This is a genomic window from Paenibacillus fonticola DSM 21315 (assembly GCF_000381905.1).
Lineage (GTDB): Bacteria > Bacillota > Bacilli > Paenibacillales > Paenibacillaceae > Fontibacillus > Fontibacillus fonticola.
Genome location: NZ_KB907246.1, coordinates 208,713 through 225,148, shown reverse-complemented (window position 1 = coordinate 225,148; position 16,436 = coordinate 208,713). Strand labels below are relative to the sequence as shown.

Below are 16,436 nucleotides of genomic sequence, written 5' to 3'. Positions count from 1 at the left end.
CATCCTGTGGGCGATTAAGCCCGGCTCTTTCTTGCAGTGTAGAGGTAATATAGAATAAATCCGCTAAGCATAAATCCGAGCATCATCGAGGCTAGCGCGGAGGCATTTCCGAAATTGTATTCCTGCATCGCATAACGGTAGATCATAATCGGCAGCGTCTCCGAGGAATGCAGCGGCCCCCCTTGAGTCATGATCCAAATGAAGTCGAAATTGATCGCTGTCCAAATGATATGAATAAAAACAATGGTCAGGGAGACAGTCTTCAACTGCGGCATAACGATTTTGAAGAAACGCTGTCTTACTCCTGCTCCGTCTATGGCAGCCGCCTCAAGCACATCACGGGATACGGACTGCAGCCCTGCCAGCAAAGTAATGGTATAAAACGGAAAGCTGCGCCAAATATTCACAAACACAATTGTGAGCAGCGCTGTATCCATCTCGCCAAGCCAATATACCGGTTCCTTTATCAATCCCATGCTTGTTAGCCAATAATTGATGATGCCGTAGTCCGGCGACAACATCCAATCCCAGGTCAACCCAGCCACTACGATTGGTACGATCCATGGAATAATAACAAGCGCCCGAAAAAAAGTTCTGCCCCGCACGTTTTGGTTTAACGCCACCGCCGAGGTCAAACCCAAAATGTATTCCCCTGCCACAGATAATACGGTCCAAATGAACGTGTTGCGCAACGTGCCAAGAAAGTACTCGTTGGAAATCACCTCTTTATAGTTTTCCATACCAGCAAAACCGCTTACGGCCTTATTCAGCAAATTTTTAATTTGAAAGCTGTCCCACAATACGCTCAATAACGGATATGCGTTCAGCAGGAAAAAAAACAACAGCGCAGGCAGTACATATATGTACGCAATTCGCCGGAATTTTCTTTCTCGCAAACTCATTGCTGCTTTTTTCATGTTCTCACCACGTTTTGTAAGATAGAAAAACAAGCATAGCCTTCACTCCTGCGTTCATACCATGCTTGTTTTCTTTTGTTGTTTATTTACTCCTCTGCCTTACCTGCTCGACATGCTCGACATGCTCGACCTGCTCGACCTGCTTTGCCTACTCTGCACTAAGCTCCCCTGTTTTTTTCAGACTGTCATTAATCGCTTGGGATAACCATGCTGCGACATCTTCAGGCTGCTCATTTTTCAGCAAAACTTTGGCCAGCGAGTCCTGCATCACATTCGTAATCCCGCCTAACGAAACCGCTGGGAACACAACGCCTGTTTCTGCAAGTGCCATAAAGTCTCTTCCCCAAGGACTATCGCTAATAATGTCTGTACGAGGAGCCTCATTCAGGTTAACGGCGCTTTGGTACTCTGCCCCCAGCAAAAACTTAGCAAACTCCCAGGTAGCGTCCGCCTTTGCGGTTTTATAAATGAACAACGGTGCTATTTCCATAAAGGTGGCTGGTGTCGACTTGTACATCGGTGCGGCTATTTTCACATCCGCCATTTCTTCCGGCTGCGCCACTTCATACGTCTGCATCCATGAACCGTCTACCACCATCGCATATTGACCGAGGGCGAAGTTCTGATCTTCTTCTTCCCAGCCCCATGTCTTGGCGTCGGACTTGATCGTTTTGGTCGAGAGCAAATCTTGATAAAATTGGAATACCTCTGCCGCTCTAGCCAACTGATCGGGATTGTCCTGCCACGTATTTTTATACTTACCGTCGCTCATTTTTTCTGCAATAACTACATCATTTTGCGCCAAATACATAATTAATTCTTGCGGAGAACGAACTCCCGAACCAGCAATACCGAAGGCCTCCTTGCCTGTCTTTTCTTTAATTACAGGTCCCATCGCAAGCAGCTCGTCCCAGGTCGCCGGCGGTCCATTATACCCTGCTTCCTTCAAAATATCGTCGTGATAAAGGAGAGCCCGAATGCCCAGATAGTTCGGCAGCGCTTTCAATTTGCCATCTACGGTGTACGCTTCGATAACGTTGCTGTATATCTTATCCTTGTCCTCCCAGCTATTGAAATAGTCTGTTAAATCCATTAGCGCATCAAACTGATTGAATTCACCAAACCATTCACTCAGTCCCCAGCTGATATCCGGAGCATCCCCAGCGTTAATAGCGGCTACCAGCTTATCATGCATTACATCGTAGGATATAACTTGCAAATTAATGTTGATGTCCTCGCGACTGGAGTCGAATTGCTCCACCAGCTGCTTGATCGTGCGGCCTTCTTCGGAGCTTGGATCAAGCGCCGACCAAAAATTCAGCGTAACCGCCTCAGTTTTACCCGCATTTTCTTTAGCCGGACTATTTCCTGTGTCTGTGCTGGTGTTAGCAGTTTCATTTCTGCCTCCTCCACATCCGGCGAGAAGCCCAATTACGAGTACAAACGAAAAAATCAAGGACAGTTTGTTTTTCATATGAAAGATGATCCCCTCTCTTGATAAGTTTGTTGATCTACATTTATAGTAGGGGTTCTTCCTGCATAAAGGCATGAGACAGTATTCAGTTTTTTGTTGAAGATATTAAGCTTGTGCCCCGTAATGGCCTAAATGGTCTGATTTTTCCACTGCAGTTTTACGATAATCGGTCGGCTTCATTCCGGTATGCTTGCGAAATACTTGACTGAAATACCGTTGATCACTATACCCGACCAGTTCGGCAATTTCATAGGCCTTCAGCTCACTATTCTTTAACAAGAGCTTCGCCTCCTCCATTCGCACACTCGTCAAATATTCCAAATAGCTGTCTCCCGTCTCCTTTTTGAACAGTGAACAGAAATAATTTTTATTGATAAAAAATTTTTGCGATATTTCATCCAGTGTTACTGTCCGATAGTGGTCCAATGTATATTGGATAACCCCGTCCACAAGCTGTTTTCCGCTCATGGCTTTGATATCTGATACATAATGGCGCAGTACGTGCTCTATAAGGGTTCCGGTCTGCTGCCTGAGCAGATCATATCTAAGCTCATTCACGCTTGATTTCATGGTTTCAAGCAGTACAGACAGCGTGTTGTCTTCTGCAGGCATGGAATCAATGGAATCAAAGGCATTCAATATGTATCGGACTCCTTGCTTCAGCTCTATACCGCTTAGTTCCAGCAGCGTTTCCTCCTGCATCGCCTGCTCCATTTTGGCCGGCAGCGCATGCCGGTCCCTGAGCGAACCTGTTTTGATGAGCAGTTCCAGCATCTCCCCGAGCTCCTTCCAAGCCAGTAATGCAGGTACCGGGTTGGATGATATCTCCCCTATATTCTGCCTGTAGGTTGCAGCACGGTATTCTCCAAGCTTGAGCGACTCTATAGTCTGGACTCCCTCCAAATAGCCATTTCGTATATGCTCCAAGCGGGATTTGCGTTGACTGACACCAATCTGAATTTTAACCCTTACCGCATGCTGCAGGGAGCCAGGTAGGCTGCGCAGCATTTCATGGAGTTGGACTTCCCTTTCAGCGCCGGCTTGTGCAAGCACCAGAAATTCATTTGTTTTTTGCAAATTGCGAAAAACTTCCCCCTGCAGGTTCCATCCGTACAAACACTCCGTGAGCACATTTCGCACTGCATAGTAGAGAGCTGACCGATCCCGCTCATATCGGAGGTTCACATGCCTATCAAGGTCTGTAAGTCTAACAACCGCAACATAGTATCCCCGTTCTGGAAGCTGCAGCAAGATTTGCTCTGCCCGTACAATCATTTCGTTTTCCTCTTGCAAGGTGCCCTCAATGATTTCCGTCATCAATTGATCCTGCAATAGCACGATGCTAGTTTGCAGCACCGCTTTCTCATTAATTTCTTCCTCCATCGCCTTCGATTCCTCATTGAACTTCCCTACGACTTGGCCCAGTACTTTCAGAAGCTCTGCCTGTTGAATCGGCTTCAGCAAGTAATCGACAGCTCCTTGTAAAAAGGCCGGACGAATATATTCGAAGTCGCCATAACCGCTGAGCACAATTACTTTGGCCGGATTTTCCGAATTTTGCAGCCACTGCATATATTCCAATCCGTCGACAAGCGGCATTTTAATATCAGTAATAATAAGATGGGGCTTGGATTCTATCGTCATTTGCTTCGCTTCTTCGCCGTTTAAGGCATGACCTATGATTTGCCAGCCAAGTTCCTCCCAGGGAATAAGCTTCTCCAGCTGCTCATGTACAGAATGTTCGTCATCAATGATGAGCACCTTCACAAAATCACATCCTTCCAAAAATGTAACTGGCCATTATGGCAGCTGATTTACTGGTTTCACCCTGTCATGCAGAGGCAGGACGAGTGTAACACACGTTCCCGTGCTACTGTTACTGCTGTTTCTGCTTTTACTGCTGTTGCTGCCGTTACTGTCTTTACTGCCGTTACTGTCTTTACTGCCATTACTGCCATTACTGCCGTTACTGTCTTTACTGCCATTACTGCCATTACTGCCATTACTGCCATTACTGCCGTTACTGCCGTTACTGCCGTTACTGCCGTTACTGCCGCCTTTACTGCCGTTACTTCTATTACCGCCGTTACTGCCGTTACTGCCGCCTTTACTGCTCTGGCTGCTTTGGTTGCTTCCACTGCTTTCGCCGTTTTCACCGTTTTTACTGCTTTTGCCTTCTATGCCACTTTTACTTATTTTACCACCTTCGCCGTTTTCTCCACTTTTACTGCGTATCTGCAATCCGTAGCTCTCACCACAAATGAGCCGAATTCGAGTGTGGACATTAACTAGGCCAATGGAGTCGTCTCCCTTGTCAGCTTGCCCCATTCCCCCGTCAAGGGACTGCTGTACCTTTTGTAATTGTTCCTTACTTAGCCCAATTCCGTTATCCAGTACATAAATATGCAGCCTTCCCTGCTCTGCGTCAACCCTAGCGGATATTTTGAGTAATTTCTTGCCGTGCTGCAGCGGAATTAATCCATGCTCGACCGCGTTCTCTACAATTGGCTGTAAAATAAGCTTCGGTATAAAATAGCCGCGAATATCCGCGTCCATCTGGAAGCGAATCCGGATTCCCTCCGGATACCGTTTATTAATAATGACCATATAATTGCGGATGTGCATGATCTCTTCTTTTACCTCAACCCATTCATTGCGAATGTTCATATTGTAGCGGTACATATTGCTTAAGCTTTGACAGATCAGCTTCAAATCCGGTACGTCGTTCACTTGTGCGATGTTTGACATCGTCTGCAGCGTATTAAACAAAAAATGCGGCGAAATTTGCGCCTGCAAAGCCTTAATCTGACTCTCCTGATTCGTTAACTGCAGCTTCAGCTCATGGTCGATCAATTGCTGAATCGTTTCCGCCATTTTATTAAATTGACTGCCAAGAAATCCGATTTCATCATTTGTGCTTACATGCACCCTTGCTGCATAATCTCCACGCTGGATGTGGCCCATTTTTCGAAACAGCTTCACAATCGGCTTAGTCATGCTGTAGCTCAACGAATACGAAAAAATAAGCGCAAGTATGCCTGACAACACAATCGCCGCGATGATTCCATAGCGAAAAATCGACACACTCGGATCGGTATGAAACGTATAATATAACGTCCCGTCTCCTGTACCGAGGCTCGTCTTTATAATAAAGGGCTGCCCGGGAAGATCTGCCGGCTGGAACACTCCCTCTTCAACTGCACGATCCGTATGATAACGAATGCTGCCAGCAGAGTCGGTCAAAATAATAGTGCCTTGATAGAAGTCGTTATAACCTTCGACAAGCTCGCGGAAGTAAGCTTCACGCATATCTATAACCAGCAGCCCTGTCGGTATTCCGCGGGACTTTACCGGGTACAGGTACTGAATAATCGGTTCATTATATAGGCTATCATATGTGAATAACAGCACTGGCTGTCCCTCTGCCTGCCTGGATTGCGCCAAGAGTTGCTGAATATACGCATTACTCATCCGGGGGTACATGCTGGGAAAAAAGTTGCCCACCGGCTCCTCATCCGCATTAATGAGATACAGCCCAACAATATCTTTAACCCTCGAGTTGTTGTACACACTTAAAAAAAATTGCCGGATATCCCGTACCGTATCATATGTGTGGCTCTCATTAGGTAAATAGGCTGTATTATAAGTAAGACTTTCAATGAGGTCGGGATTGGAATAGATTTGGTAAGCGGTTTCATTTAACGCCTGAATGTACTGCTCAATGGCTCCTTTCATATCCTGTTCTGTACGTACCTTGGCAAATTGAAGATCTTCCTTAATATCGCTCGATATCTGGTACCATATAATAACTGAAGCAAAACTTAACGGCAGCAACGTAACTACAATCATGGATACAAATATTTTGGTACGAATTCCTTTAAACTTCAATTGCTCAACCTCCCACAACTCCCCCTGTCTCCGACAGGTACTTTAATCTATGTACTGCTGCGCACTGGCTGCCCCCTCCGACAGGTGCTATCGCAGGATGCGTTCCTGCACACAGCTTACCCCATCGTGCACTGCCCGCACAGATCTCCCACGACGCTATGCGCACCCGTATGAAAAAAGCCGGTCTCCCCTACGGGGCCGGCTTCTGCGATGAATCCTCAAGATTAGTATACTCGAAATAAACTCCCTGAAAGTGATTAACTTCGAGTTAGCGTGCTCAAAATGAGCTTCTAAAAATGATTTATGTTCGAGTTAGCATGCTTAAGATGAGCTTCTAATAATAATTTATCTTCGAGACAGTTGTTCAAATTGAATTTCTGGCAACTAATATTTTCAAACTAAATAAACTTCCATTTAATTGGCTTTGTATTAAAAAGACACTCTGTTCCTGTAACGAACAAAGTGTCTTTTAGCTTCAAATCGAATTTATTTGAACCAGCCGCTGATCATCACAGCATCCGATGCCAGGAAAACGAGCAAACTTACGATGCCGAAACCGATGGCAAACAAATTCTTCTTCGGACGGGCAACCATCAACCGCACCACGCCGATAAAAATAATTACTGTAAACAGCAGCATAAAAATATCGAAACCGTTGAAGTTTGATGTATTCCCTGCCGCCTCTGCGAGCAGTCGCATGCCGTAACCCCCTTCTATAAACTCACGTATATGCACATCTCCCTCTATGTTATCTTCCCTCTGGTACGGATGCAAGAGGAACAACTAACAAAACGCGAATTTGTCACAATTTAGACAAAATTTAATCAACAATCACGGTATTGAAGTAATGGTTCTCCTTGACTTTTGTCCTTTTTTTCACCCACTTAGACGGTATGATGGGTTGGTGTTTTTAGTGTTTTGGTGTTTTGGTGTTTTGGTGTTTTGTGTTCTGGTGTTTTGTGTTCTGGTGTTTGGTCTTTGGTGTTTGGTCTTTGGTGTTTAGCGTTCTGGTGTTCTGGTGTTTGGTGTTTGGTGCTTAGCGTTCTGGTGGTATCGTGTTCGTAGTTTGACGGCCTCGTGGCTTGGTCGTTTGGACTAGTCGCTGTCGGATTGGTTACTGGTCTAGATCTGACTCTAGCGCAAATCTTAGCTTTAGCTCTAACTTCGGTTCCAACACTGACCCCCACAAAGCTAATTTAACTGTAATCAGTGTATCTATTTTCATGCCTATGTCTGGGTTCGACGAAATTAATGGATTTGATGTATTTAAAACATTCCCATCTCCTTTTTTACTCGATAACTCTCTTTTTAATGACATTAATTCCAGTTAATTGTGCTTGTTACCCTAAAAGGTAGAATTTAAATACCTAAAATACATCTATTGTCCCTCGGCCCTCTATCCGCAACAGAAAGATCCCTGCAATAATGCAGGGATCAAGAACGATAAACCGGGGGATTTTGGCTTTTCCTTGATAAGTCTCGACTTTAAATTTCAGTTTAATTTTATACTCAGTGTCTCATATAGGCAGTGTTTCACTCAGCCTTGCAGCTGCAGTTCCTTAGTACGCTGTGTATCGCGTTCCAGCACTGGCTTCAAGTAACGTCCGGTATAGGATTGCTCGTTACCCGCTATGTCTTCCGGCGTGCCTGTGGCGATAATCGTTCCGCCTCCGCTGCCTCCCTCGGGGCCGAGGTCAACCAAATAGTCTGCCGTCTTAATGACGTCCAGATTGTGCTCGATGACAAGCACCGTTTCCCCCGAATCAACTAAGCGATGCAGCACTTTCAGCAAACGGTCGATATCGTCCACATGCAGCCCGGTCGTAGGCTCATCCAAAATGTAGATGGTCTTGCCGGTACTGCGCCGGTACAGCTCGGAGGCGAGCTTCACCCGCTGTGCTTCACCGCCGGACAACGTGGTGGCAGGCTGACCTAATTTAATGTAGCCCAATCCGACATCAAGCAAGGTTTGCAGCTTGCGGTGTACCTTCGGAATGTTCTGGAAAAATTCAGTTCCCACTTCTACTGTCATTTCCAGCACGTCCGCTATGCTCTTGTTCTTGTATTTCACCTCGAGCGTTTCCCGGTTGTATCTCTTTCCTTTACATACTTCACACGGCACGTAAACATCCGGCAGGAAGTGCATTTCAATCTTGATAATCCCGTCGCCCCGGCAGGCCTCGCAGCGCCCTCCTTTAATGTTGAAGCTAAAGCGGCCTTTCTTATAGCCGCGAACTTTCGCTTCCGAGGTCTGCGAGAAAAGATCGCGAATATCGTCAAATACGCCCGTATAAGTTGCCGGGTTCGAGCGCGGCGTCCGGCCGATCGGAGACTGGTCGATATCGACGACCTTCTCTACATGCTCCAGGCCTTTAATCTCGCGGTACTGCCCAGGACGCACCTTCGCCCGGTTCAGATCGCGGGCCAGTGTTTTATACAAAATTTCGTTTACTAGCGTTGATTTGCCGGAACCGGACACTCCAGTTACCGCGGTAAACACGCCAATCGGGAACTTCACATTGATGTTCTTCAGATTGTTCTCCTTGGCTCCCTTGATCTCCAGCCAGCGGCCGTTGGGCTTGCGCCGATCCGGGTTAACGGGGATGAACTTCTTGCCGCTTAAATATTGGCCGGTAAGCGAGTTCGGATCCGCCATAACTTGCTCCGGCGTTCCCTGCGCAACGACCATCCCGCCGTGCATCCCTGCTCCTGGGCCAATATCAATAATATAATCGGCGGCGATCATCGTATCCTCATCATGCTCCACGACGATCAGTGTGTTCCCCAGATCGCGCATATGCGCAAGAGTAGAGATCAGCCGGTCATTGTCCCTCTGATGCAGCCCGATGCTGGGCTCGTCCAAAATATAGAGGACCCCCATCAGACTAGAGCCGATCTGTGTAGCCAATCTGATGCGCTGCGCTTCACCGCCGGATAACGTTCCGGCTGCACGGCTCAGCGTCAAATAATCCAAGCCCACATTGACAAGAAAGCCGAGACGGCTGTTAATTTCCTTCAAGATCATATGGGCAATGGTCGTCTCTTTCTCACTTAAGCTTAGGCCGTCAAAGAAATTCCTTGCCTCACCGATCGATAGACTGGTCACGTAAGCCATATTCCGCTCGTTGATCGTCACGGCCAGGGTTTCTTTTTTCAGGCGATGCCCTTTGCAGGTTCCGCACGGCTTGGAGCCCATAAACTCTTCAATGAACTCACGAATACCCTCGGAAGCCGTATCTCTATAACGCCGCTCCAAATTGTGCACGATACCTTCAAACGTAACGTAAGCATCTTTGCTCATACCAAAATCATTCTGGTATCGAAAACGAATCTTCGTACTGCCCGTACCGTACAGCAGTGTATCCATATGCTCCTTCGTCAGTTCGCTGACGGGCACATCCTGCGGAATATGATAATGCTCGCATACCGATTTAAGGAACTGAGGATAGTAGTTGGACGTGCTGCCCGCCCAGGCTTCAAACGCGCCCTCTTCAATGCTCTTGTTCGGATTCGGAATGAGCAGCTCCGGATCGATGATCATCTTCGCGCCGAGTCCGTCACATTCCGGGCAAGCCCCGAAGGGACTGTTGAAGGAAAACATCCGCGGCGACAGCTCTTCGATGCTGAATCCGCAAATCGGGCAGGCGAAATTCGAGCTGAAGCGCAGCTCCTCCTGGCCGATAATGTCGACCAGCAGCTGGCCGCCTGACATTTTGAGCGCGGTTTCGATAGAGTCCGCCAGGCGGCTCCGCACCTCTTCCTTAATGACGATCCGGTCGACGATCACTTCGATAGAGTGCTTCTTGTTTTTCTCCAGCTCGATATTCTCGGAAAGATCGCGCTGCTCCCCGTCTACCCGGACACGGACAAAGCCCTGCTTGGAAATTTCGGCAAAAAGGCTCTTGTGCTCGCCCTTCTTCCCGGAAATTACCGGCGATAAAATTTGCAGTCTGGTCTTCTCCGGATACTGCATAATCCGGTCGACCATCTGCTCTACGGTCTGGGAAGTAATTTCGATGCCATGCTCGGGGCAGTGCGGATGCCCGATTCGGGCGAATAAGAGCCGCAAATAATCATAAATTTCCGTTACTGTCCCTACCGTTGAGCGCGGGTTGCGGCTCGTCGTCTTCTGATCGATCGAAATCGCCGGGGACAAGCCATCAATCGAGTCAACATCCGGCTTCTCCATCTGGCCCAAAAATTGACGGGCATACGCCGACAACGACTCCACGTAACGGCGCTGTCCTTCCGCATAAATCGTATCGAAGGCCAGCGAGGATTTTCCTGATCCGCTGAGCCCGGTCAATACTACGAACTTGTCGCGCGGAATCGTAATATCTATGTTTTTTAGGTTGTGCGCCCTGGCGCCTTTAATGACAATATTCTCACTGGCCAATAGATTTCATCTCCTTGGTACAACAAAAATGTTTACTTATATATTACTCGGCCTTGAGCTCGAGAATAGCATCCCGCAGCTCTGCGGCCCGTTCGAATTGCAGGTTCTTGGCCGCTTCCTTCATCTCGACCTCCAGACGGCCGATCATCGCCTGACGATCGCGCTTGGACATTTTACCCTTGCCGACATCAGCCAGGTATTCGCTCTTGCTCTCGGCAACGCGGGTTGCCTCGATAACGTCGCGCACCTTTTTGCGGATCGTCTGCGGAGTAATCCCATGCTGCTCGTTGTAAGCGATCTGAATCGCGCGGCGGCGCTCCGTCTCCTTAATCGCTTTGTCCATCGAGTCCGTAATCTTGTCGCCATACATAAGCACGCGTCCTTCAGAGTTCCGGGCAGCCCGGCCAATCGTCTGAATCAGCGAGCGTTCAGAACGAAGGAAGCCTTCCTTATCCGCATCCAGAATCGCTACGAGCGATACCTCTGGCAAATCAAGACCTTCCCGCAGCAAATTGATGCCGATGAGCACATGAAAGGTGCCCAGCCGCAGGTCGCGCAATATGCTCATCCGCTCCAGCGTTTTGATGTCAGAATGCAGATAACGCACCTTAATGCCAATTTCCTTCAAATAATCGGTCAGGTCCTCGGCCATCTTTTTCGTCAGCGTCGTAACCAGTACCCGTTCGTCCTTCTCCAGGCGATCCTGAATCTCTCCGATAAGATCATCGATTTGCCCTTTCGTCGGGCGCACTTCAATGATCGGATCGAGCAGGCCTGTCGGGCGGATAATTTGCTCTACCATTTTATCCGTATGCTCAATCTCGTAGGGGCCCGGCGTGGCGGATACGTATATCAGCTGGTTCGCCTTCTCCTCGAACTCCTCGAACCGCAGCGGACGGTTATCGAGCGCCGAAGGCAGCCGGAAACCGTGTTCGACAAGCACCGTTTTCCGCGCCTGGTCCCCGTTGTACATCGCCCGGATCTGCGGCAGCGTGACATGGGACTCATCCACAACAATCAGCAAATCGTCCGGAAAATAATCGAGCAACGTATACGGCGTCGCCCCCCGCTCCCGGAAAGTCAGCGGCCCGGAGTAGTTCTCGATCCCTGAGCAAAATCCAACTTCCTTCATCATTTCGATATCATAACGGGTACGCTGCTCCAGTCGCTGCGCTTCCAGCAGTTTGCCCTGTGAGCGGAACAGCTCAAGCTGTTCCTCTAGCTCTCTTTCAATATTCTTGATCGCAATGCGCATCGTCTCTTCCTGGGTAACGAAGTGAGAGGCCGGGAAAATAGCCACATGATCGCGTTCCCCCACCAACTCTCCCGTCAGCACGTCGATTTCCGTAATCCGCTCAATCTCATCGCCGAAAAACTCGATCCGCACCGCCTGCTCCCCTTTGGAAGCCGGAAAAACCTCCAATACATCACCGCGCACACGAAACGTACCCCGCACGAAGTTGATGTCGTTCCGCTGATACTGGATATCGACCAGCCGGCTCAAAATTTGATTGCGCGGCCGCTCCATGCCTATCCGTAAAGAGAGCACAAGATCACGGTACTCCATCGGGGAACCGAGACCGTATATGCACGACACGCTAGCCACAATAATGACATCCCGCCGTTCGAACAAGGAACTGGTCGCGGAGTGCCTCAGCTTGTCGATTTCTTCGTTAATACTTGAATCTTTCTCGATATACGTGTCGGAGGATGGAATATAAGCTTCCGGCTGATAGTAGTCATAATAGCTGACGAAGTAATCTACGGAGTTGTTAGGAAAGAATTCTTTGAATTCGCTCGCAAGCTGCGCGGCCAGCGTCTTATTATGAGCGATAACGAGCGTGGGACGACCTAGCCTGGCAATTGTCTGGGCGATCGTAAACGTCTTGCCCGTACCCGTCGCTCCAAGCAGAGTCTGATGTCTCTTACCTTGCCGAATCCCCTCGGCCAGCTCATCAATCGCCGAAGGCTGGTCGCCTTGAGGGGAAAATTCGGAAACAATTTCAAATTTATTGTTGCTAAAGACAATATCACTCATTGTCCAACATCACCCTTATCGTCTAAAATGAAATACTAGGGAATCAAAAAAGAGAAATATTTTTCCAAAAAGGAGGACTTTACCTCCTTATTATATTAACCTATATCTATAATCTTAAAATAAACTAATTAACCTACACAATGCTGCAGAGGGCCATATTCCACAATTACGCAAAATAGGAATAAGTGTTCCCATGCCATTATACCTTTTTCATCCCATGGATGCAATCGGTAAGTACAGGATAGGAGCTGTCACAAACTATGGATATCGTAACGATTATTGGCATTATTATCGGACTAGCTGCATTAGTTGGTGGATTTTTGTGGGAAGGCGGGCAGGTTGCCGGGCTTATGCAGTTAACGGCGGCGCTGATCGTATTTGGCGGCACTATCGCTGCGGTGATCATCAGCTTCCCGCGGCAAAGATTAAAGACGGTTCCCCGTGCGCTGAAGCTGGCCTTCACCACGGCGAACACGAACGTTAAACAATTAATAGAAGACCTTGTAAACATGTCTATGACCGCGAGACGGGAAGGCGTGCTTTCTCTGGAAAATAAACTCGCAGATCATACCGACCCTTATTTGCGCGAGGGAATTCAGCTGGTAGTGGATGGTACGGACCCTGAGATGGTCAAGCAAATTATGGAGTACGAGCTCGATGCGGTAGAACATAAATACGACAGCTATGCCAAAATATTCGAATCCGCAGGCGGTTATGCACCGACGATGGGGATTATCGGTACGGTAATGGGACTGATTCATGTCCTGGGCAGCCTGACGGAGCCTACGGCCCTTGGTCCTGCCATTGCCTTGGCTTTTACCGCAACGCTCTACGGGGTTGCCAGCGCCAACCTGATCTTTTTGCCGATTGCCTCCAAAATCAAAGCTCGCGGTGAGGACGATATCAGCCGGATGGAAATAATACTGGAAGGCGTCCTCTCGATTCAAAATGGCAATCATCCGACGCTTGTGCGCCGGAAGCTGGAATCCTTCATGACGGACATTCATTCTGAATTGCCCGCCTCCACTTCATCGTCTGCTCCATCGTCTGCTCCATCGTCTGCTTCCTCCTCTTCTTCTCCTTCATCTTCCTCACCGACTTCTTTTTTGGAGAATGACTTATGAGGCAGCGAAGCAGGCAACGCCGGAGAGAAGGCACGGAGACGAAGGATCGCTGGCTGATCACCTATGCCGATCTGATCACACTGCTGCTTATTTTCTTTGTCATTATGTTTGCCATGAGTCGGCTGGATATTGAAAAATACGAAGTGATAACCCAATCGCTGCAGCTCACCTTCAAAAGCGGAGACTCCCTTCTCGAGAAGGGGAGCGGGATCACGGGCTCCGCCGACCGCTTCACACACCGCAACCCGCCTTCTGCAGGAGACAACGGGGGCAAGCAGGCTGGCAACGGGGAGCAGGGCACGAATCTAGGGCCCGATCAGCAAAAAGAAAGCGATGCCCAGCAGGACCTAACTGCACAAGCACCGTTAACGGAGCGCGAGCTGTCCTTCCGCAAACAGGAAGAAGAGCTGCTTCAGCTAATGAATGTCATTGAAGCTTACATTAAAGATAATGAGCTGGAAGATCAAATAACCGTAGCCGACCTGCCAAAGGGCATCTCGATTACGTTAAGCGACCGCTTTCTGTTCGATGTGGGCAAAGCTGAATTGAAACAGGATTCCGCCAAAACGCTATCCAAGCTGGCCAGCCTGTTCAGCAAGCTCAATACGGCCATCAGCATCGAAGGCCATACCGACAGCCTGCCAATTGTCCGAGCCTCGGAGTATAAAGACAACTGGGAACTGTCGGGTGCTCGTGCCCTGTCTGTGCTGCGCTATTTCATCGACACGCAGAAGCTTGATCCCCATGGCTTCCAATATGCCGGATACGCGGATACGCGTCCCGAGGGAGACAATACGACGGAAGCAGGCCGCCAGAAGAATCGGCGCGTTGAAATTACCGTGCTCCGCCAACTGCAGCAATAACGCTGCTTCCACATATAAAGGGCAGTTAAGGATTTTCTCCTTAATCTGCCCTCTTTTTTACTTCGCCTTCTGCAGGTTTGTTCCCTACAGTATCTTTATACAGCTTCATTACCTGCAGCTTTGTTCCCTACAGTATCTTTATACAGTATGATTTTAATAGCCTTGTCTTCCCTTGATTTCGTTCCTAGAAGCTGCGTTACCTACAGGTTTTGTTACTGAAAGCTATGTTACCTGCAGTTTTTTACTGAAAGCTATGTTACTACAGTTTTTTACTCAAAACTATGTTTTGTTCCTAAAAAGCTAAAGCACCTACATTTCACTCCTAAAGCTTTGTCTCCGCTTGTATATCCTGCTGCTGGATTGGCTTCTTGTCTGCAGGACTAGCGTCAGCGGAACGTCGGTTTGACCTGCTGTCTATTCGTTCTCCCTCACGCCTTGGACGCAGCAGATGGATGAGCGAAATCGGCCGCATCCGCACAGCCACAGGCGCCTTATCATCCGGAGCCAAAATGGCGCCAAGCTGGTGGTGCTCTCCGGCATAGATGGCACGCTGCAGAAATTTGCTCTCGCCTGCGAGATTGCGCACCTCCAGCTTGCAGAAAGCCGGATTCATCCGTAATGCGGCGTGAAGCTCTTCCTTCGTAGCCACGGGAACCCCGTTAACTTTAACAATTGTCTCGCCTATTTGAATGCCAAGTTCCTCGGCCGGGCTTCCCGGAAGCACTGCCAACACCTTGACACCGTCCACCGGATTAACGAACAATGGGCTGCGATTTTGTTCCTCGAACCGGCTAAGCCAAATGAGCCCCTCATGTAATATAATGCCCAACAGCGCAGCTGCAAGCATAAACGGACTCCACCATGCCGATAAAAGCGCAAGAGCAAGCATCACGATCCCATAGCCGATCAGCCGGCCGGAAGATACCCGGGCCTTAGCTTTCGGCAGCAGTCCCACCGTCATTTCCGAAAATCCGATGACGATAGGCAGCGCAATGAGCTGAAACCCTCCCTGCCATGCCTCCCCGCCAAACAACGGAGTCCATGGCAGTACAGCCCCCGCCGTCTGTGCCGGAATGAGCAGGAACAGCGGAATCGGCCACAAGCTCTGCAACTGGTAGCCGCCTACGAGCTTGCCCCGCTTGCCTTCATAAAAAAGCGGGCCGGCAAAGGAAGCGCCCTGCCAGCGTACTAGCAACCCCTCCGCCACATGAAGCACAGCTACCAGACATAAGAGCGCAGGAATATTCAATTCCCGGACGATACGCACGACTTCCGCCACCCATCCGGCACCTTGAAAAGTCGGCATCATATTTAAAGTAAACTGAGCTATACCAAGCAGCCCGACAGAATAAGCTAAACATAAATACCGGACCCGGAATAATAACAGCAGGAGTGTGACCGCCCAAATACAGATAACACCTTCCATCGTTAAGGTCATTCCGAGAAATACCGAAAGGAGTGATATAGAGACCCCGGCAAGCAGTCCTCCAAGTACTGTGCGCCAAGTCTGGGCGCCCCAACTATGCAATTTGACATGGAACAGCTTGCGTTCCAGCAGCACCTGCCGTCTGTATATCAGCATAATCAGGATGATTGAAATATAATAGAACGGCTGCAGAAGAAGCTGCCACCCCGCCTCCGCCAGCATCCACAGAACTTCAAGCACAATATCCAAGAAGGGTTCACTCTCCTATCCTTTTAGAATAGTACAATCGGTGCCTATAGAAAGTATAATC

General features: G+C 48.7%; 10 protein-coding genes. 2 read left to right on the top strand and 8 right to left on the bottom strand.

Going from position 1 to position 16,436, the window contains the following annotated elements; translation table 11 throughout:
- Positions 1-14: 14 nt before the first annotated feature.
- The 7 genes from G358_RS0102700 to uvrB form a co-directional block, all read right to left on the bottom strand.
- Positions 15-917, bottom strand: coding sequence for a carbohydrate ABC transporter permease (locus G358_RS0102700; RefSeq protein ID WP_033403779.1), 903 nt, complete (start codon positions 915-917; stop codon positions 15-17).
- Between the two features lie 148 nt (positions 918-1,065).
- Positions 1,066-2,391 (bottom strand): ABC transporter substrate-binding protein, encoded by a 1,326-nt coding sequence (locus G358_RS0102695; protein WP_019635668.1) that lies wholly within the window; start codon positions 2,389-2,391, stop codon positions 1,066-1,068.
- Positions 2,392-2,496: 105 nt separating this feature from the next.
- Positions 2,497-4,158, bottom strand: a complete 1,662-nt coding sequence (locus G358_RS0102690) for a response regulator (protein ID WP_019635667.1) — start codon at positions 4,156-4,158, stop codon at positions 2,497-2,499.
- A 33-nt stretch (positions 4,159-4,191) separates the two neighbouring features.
- On the bottom strand, positions 4,192-6,279 hold the full coding sequence (locus G358_RS0102685) for a cache domain-containing sensor histidine kinase (RefSeq protein ID WP_019635666.1): 2,088 nt from the start codon (positions 6,277-6,279) through the stop codon (positions 4,192-4,194).
- 486 nt (positions 6,280-6,765) lie between these two features.
- Complete coding sequence (locus G358_RS0102680) at positions 6,766-6,978, bottom strand: hypothetical protein (RefSeq protein WP_019635665.1); 213 nt, start codon at positions 6,976-6,978, stop codon at positions 6,766-6,768.
- Between the two features lie 838 nt (positions 6,979-7,816).
- Positions 7,817-10,675 carry an excinuclease ABC subunit UvrA gene (gene uvrA, locus G358_RS0102675; RefSeq protein ID WP_019635664.1) on the bottom strand — a complete coding sequence of 953 codons (2,859 nt, stop codon included), beginning with the start codon at positions 10,673-10,675 and terminating at the stop codon, positions 7,817-7,819.
- A gap of 43 nt (positions 10,676-10,718) precedes the next feature.
- Positions 10,719-12,713, bottom strand: a complete 1,995-nt coding sequence (gene uvrB, locus G358_RS0102670) for an excinuclease ABC subunit UvrB (RefSeq protein WP_019635663.1) — start codon at positions 12,711-12,713, stop codon at positions 10,719-10,721.
- 260 nt (positions 12,714-12,973) lie between these two features.
- Here uvrB and G358_RS0102665 point away from each other — a divergent pair, with 260 nt between their 5' ends.
- Entirely contained in the window at positions 12,974-13,837 is an 864-nt protein-coding gene (locus tag G358_RS0102665) for a flagellar motor protein (protein WP_019635662.1), read from the top strand.
- Positions 13,834-14,700: an OmpA/MotB family protein gene (locus G358_RS0102660; RefSeq protein WP_019635661.1), complete on the top strand. Its 867-nt coding sequence runs from the start codon at positions 13,834-13,836 to the stop codon at positions 14,698-14,700. The genes G358_RS0102665 and G358_RS0102660 overlap by 4 nt, the downstream gene beginning before the upstream one ends.
- 322 nt (positions 14,701-15,022) lie before the next feature.
- Here the strand turns inward: G358_RS0102660 and G358_RS0102655 are convergent, their stop codons facing one another.
- Complete coding sequence (locus G358_RS0102655; RefSeq protein ID WP_019635660.1) at positions 15,023-16,375, bottom strand: PDZ domain-containing protein; 1,353 nt, start codon at positions 16,373-16,375, stop codon at positions 15,023-15,025.
- Positions 16,376-16,436 lie beyond the last annotated feature (61 nt).

What these genes read in the sequence shown, in the direction of transcription:
- G358_RS0102695 (WP_019635668.1), bottom strand. Translation starts at nt 2,391, where the DNA reads ATGAAAAACAAACTGTCCTTGATTTTTTCGTTTGTACTCGTAATTGGG.
- G358_RS0102660 (WP_019635661.1), top strand. Translation starts at nt 13,834, where the DNA reads ATGAGGCAGCGAAGCAGGCAACGCCGGAGAGAAGGCACGGAGACGAAG.
- G358_RS0102680 (WP_019635665.1), bottom strand. Translation starts at nt 6,978, where the DNA reads ATGCGACTGCTCGCAGAGGCGGCAGGGAATACATCAAACTTCAACGGT.
- G358_RS0102665 (WP_019635662.1), top strand. Translation starts at nt 12,974, where the DNA reads ATGGATATCGTAACGATTATTGGCATTATTATCGGACTAGCTGCATTA.
- G358_RS0102700 (WP_033403779.1), bottom strand. Translation starts at nt 917, where the DNA reads ATGAAAAAAGCAGCAATGAGTTTGCGAGAAAGAAAATTCCGGCGAATT.
- uvrB (WP_019635663.1), bottom strand. Translation starts at nt 12,713, where the DNA reads ATGAGTGATATTGTCTTTAGCAACAATAAATTTGAAATTGTTTCCGAA.